General features: G+C 61.1%; 2 protein-coding genes. Both read left to right on the top strand.

What is annotated here, in order from left to right:
• The first annotated feature begins 435 nt into the window (after nt 1-435).
• Entirely contained in the window at nt 436-2,418 is a 1,983-nt protein-coding gene (locus tag D5269_RS17010) for a methyl-accepting chemotaxis protein (protein ID WP_120486690.1), read from the top strand.
• Between the two features lie 12 nt (nt 2,419-2,430).
• Complete coding sequence (locus D5269_RS17005) at nt 2,431-2,880, top strand: hypothetical protein (RefSeq protein WP_016317838.1); 450 nt, start codon at nt 2,431-2,433, stop codon at nt 2,878-2,880.
• Nucleotides 2,881-3,966: the final 1,086 nt, after the last annotated feature.

Genomic DNA, 3,966 nt, shown 5'->3' with positions numbered 1-3,966 from the left:
ATGTGTGCTTTTTACCTTGCTTTTTGCACAAGCAAAAAACAAGCCGTCCGCCCGGACGGGACCGGGCATCCCGGTGCCGCGAGCGGCACACTTCTCAAAAAAGGTAAGGTGCTGCACCGCTGCACAAAAAGAACCCCAGCGCGGGGGCGGACCCCCCGCATCCCAGTGCCGCCTGCGGCACACATCTTATCAATAAAGTAACGTGCTGCGCAGCTGCACAAAAAGCTCCCCCCGCCCGGAAGGGAGGGGCCCACGGGGAGGGGTCGCCGACCCCTAACCCGTGAGGTGGCCCGCAGGGTCGTCGCGGCGTATGCCGCGCTTCGGCGTTAGCCGGGAAGACCCGAGGAAGGCGCGAGCGCCTATCCGTTTGGTCTGGCGCCAAACGGATGCTGCCATAAGGTGCTGCACCGCTGCACAAAAAGGAGTAAGGTAGCCTTGACAAGCATTCGCAAAAAAATTGTCGCCAATACGGTTGCAATCGTCCTGATCCTTGCAGCCACGGTGGTGGGAATTCTTTTCGTGACCACCCGATATATGACGGAATCCATCATGCTTAATGTGTTGAAACCCCTGGTGCGCACTGCCTCACAGACGGTGGAAGGCAACCTGCACCTGCTCGCGGACCGGCTCTATCTGATTTCGGATAACCACGAGCTGACGAATCCCCAAACCCCCCGGGACGAGAAAAAGGCCCTGCTTGAGCGGATGGTTTCGGGGATTGAGTTCCTGTCGCTCACCCTTTATGACTCTGACGGTTACCGGGAGATGGGCGAAGGGGACGCCCCGGCTGACATCAGCGGCGAAAGCATTTATAAAAAGATGAAGGAGACCGGCTATCTGGTGATCGACGACACCCACACCCTTGCAAACGGGGACCTTCAGATCACGATCGGCACACCGGTTCTGGATAGCGAGGGCAATACGATCTCCTATCTGGTGGGGTGTTATAAATATGATGTGCTCAACGATGTGATGACCAACATCAACCTCGGCCGCACCGGCGGAGCGTATATCTTCAACCAGGAGGGCCGGCTGATGGCCAGCCCCGATCGGGCGAAGGTAGCGGAGGGCTCGAACGTGCTTGCCGGCCTCGACCAGGGGGAGGAGCTTTACGACCGGATGGCCCGGGCATCGACCGGGGAGATCGGCGCGGCGCGCCTGAAGATGAACGGCGAGGCCACTTTTCTGGCCTACGCGCCGGTACGGGGCACCAACTGGACGATCTGCATTGCGGTGCCGCGCGCCGACTTCATGCAGATCGGCAACAGAGCGATCCTCTGGACCCTGCTGGTGGTCCTGCTGCTCCTTACAGCAGCGCTCATCCGGATCAGAAGGTTCAGCCGGAAGATTTCCGATTCGCTGGGCAGTGTCACCGGGCGGATCCAAAGGCTGTCCGAGGGCGACCTGGCCAGCCCGGTCGAGGTGTTTTCCACCCGCGACGAGGCCGAAACCCTCGCGGCTGCGCTGCGTGAGACGGTCGGCGACATCAACGGCTATCTCGGCGAACTGCGCGACACCCTCTCCCGGCTCTCGGAGGGGAATCTGGATGTTACGGTCAGCGGGGAATTTGCAGGGGATTTTGTGGTAATGAAGGATTCCCTGAACCGGATCATTGAATATCTCAACAACGTTATGAACGAGCTGCAAACAGTCTCCGCCCACATTCTGAGCGAATCGCTTGAGCTTGCGGGCGGCGCCCAGCGGGTGAACAATTCGTCCGAGCGTCAGGCCGCTTCGGTGACCCATCTGAGAAGCGAATCGGACACGATTTTCAGCAATATCCGGATGGTGAACGACCATGCACAGCAGGCTGAGGTGCTGATGGAGCGGGTCAACGACCAGCTCGCCCAGGGCGGCAGGCAGATGGAGCTGCTGCTCACCGCGATGGACCGGATCGACAGCAATGCGAAAGAGATCGGCAAGATCGCCAAGCTGATGGAGGATATCTCGTTCCAGACCAACCTGCTTGCCCTGAACGCTTCGGTTGAGGCGGCGCACGCGGGCAGCGCGGGCAAGGGATTTTCGGTGGTGGCCGAGCAGGTGCGCCTGCTGGCCAACCAGAGCGCCGAGTCCGCACAAAAGACAGGCGAAATGCTCGAGCACTCCCAGCGCCAGGTGGCGGAAGGCCTGGACTTCGCAAACCAGAGCGCCCGCACGATGGGAAAGATCGAGGAGATTTCCAAAGAGGTCACCAAAATCATGGAGGGGCTGGTCAGCTCGGTGCAGCGGCAGGAAGGCGCGCTCGATGAGATCATCGGCGAGATCAACGAGATTTCCAGCCTGAGCGATCAGAACCTGAACGAGAGTGCGGAGGCCGCAGCGGCCAGCCAGCAGATGACCCAACAGGCCGAAGCGCTCAAGCGGATTTCCGAGCAGTTTAATCTGCGCAAAAACCAGAGCGACAGCGTACAGGTGTAAGGAGGGATTTGGATGAAACGCAGAATTTGCAGCCTGGTGCTGGCGGCGGTGATAGCCTTTTCCGCCGCCGGATGCAATCAGAAGGGCGACACTCTCAACGATGGGTACTACACCGCGCGGATGTCGGACTATTCCCACGGCTGGATGGAGTTTGTGACCATCTGTGTCAGCGATGGGCACCTGGTCTCGATCGAGTACAACGCCAAAGGCCCCAGCGGATACCTCAAATCCTGGGATATCCCGTATATGCGCACGATGGGGGGCCTGAACGGCACCTATCCAAACGAGTACACCCGCAACTACGGGGCGCAGTTCCTTGAGGCGGGCGGCGACGTCTCACAGGTGCAGGCCATCGCCGGGGCAACCAGCTCGTATAAAAATTTCGTGCGGCTCGCGGATGCCGCTGTCGGACAGTCCCGGGCAGGGGATTCCTCGGTCGCGGTCGTCGAGGCCCAGTCGTGACAATGTCCATTTGCTTCCAGACCAAACGCCCCCGCCCGCGGCTTTCCCGCGCAGGCGCGAAGTGCGGCCAGCTCGGCAGGGCTTTTGAGATGTAACCAGCAGCGCGGCTTTCCCACGCAGGCGCGAAGCGCGGCCAGGGCCGCGACAGCCGCTCGGCGCACCCCACAAGAGGGGCTGAGGGCAACGGAAGTTTGGGTTCCCGACCAAACTTCCGGGGCGCAAGCGCCCTTCTTCGGGGGACTTCTCGGACCTGCGGTCCGAAGCGCGGCTAAGGCCGCGACGCCCCCTCAGTTTGCCTTACGGGCTAGGGGGCAGTGCCCCCTCCCCGTATGCCCCTCCCCGGCAAGCTTTGTGCGTCGATCTGTTCGGGCACAGTGTAGAGGGGTCAAGGCAACGGAAGTTTGGGTTCCCGACCAAACTTCCGGGGCGCAAGCGCCCTACTTCGGGGGACTTCTCGGACCTGCGGTCCGAAGCGCGGCTAAGGCCGCGACGCCCCCTCAGTTTGCCTTACGGGCTAGGGGGCAGTGCCCCCTCCCCGTATGCCCCTCCCCGGCAGGCCTTGTGCACCGATCCGTTCGAGCACAGTGTAGAGGGGTTCTGCGGCACAGCCCGGGTCGAGTGAGTATGCCCTGCCTGGGCAAAAAACAGGTTGGGGCGGGCTGTGACATGCGTGTCTTTTCCGCCCAGCCAAAGGCGGGCACCCTTCCGGGGGATACATAAGGGGGCTTCCCCCTTATGTGTGCTTTTTACCTTGCTTTTTGCACAAGCAAAAAACAAGCCGTCCGCCCGGACGGGACCGGGCATCCTGTGCCGCTGACAAGCGGCACACCTCTTAAAAAGGCAAGGTGCTGCGCAGCTGCACAAAAAGAGCCATTACCCCGGACGGGACCGGGCATCCCTTGCCGCTGACAAGCGGCACACTTCTCAAAAAAGGTGAGGTACTGCACCGCTGTACATCCCCCACCATCGTCTGGGGGCATCCGAGGGTGCAAATCAGCCCTGAGCATGAGCGCTTGTCTGGGGGCGCGGGGTTCTTTAAGGGGCGTCGCCCCTTAAATGCACTTTTGGTTCCTTTTCGTGCATCCG

The organism is Anaerotruncus sp. 1XD42-93 (genome assembly GCF_009917605.1).
In the GTDB taxonomy this organism is placed as follows: Bacteria; Bacillota; Clostridia; order Oscillospirales; family Ruminococcaceae; genus Anaerotruncus.
This window is presented reverse-complemented; position numbering and strand designations above follow the sequence as displayed.

Bases quoted from the DNA above. Each gene is read 5' to 3' on its own strand.
- D5269_RS17005 (WP_016317838.1), top strand. From the start codon at position 2,431: ATGAAACGCAGAATTTGCAGCCTGGTGCTGGCGGCGGTGATAGCCTTT.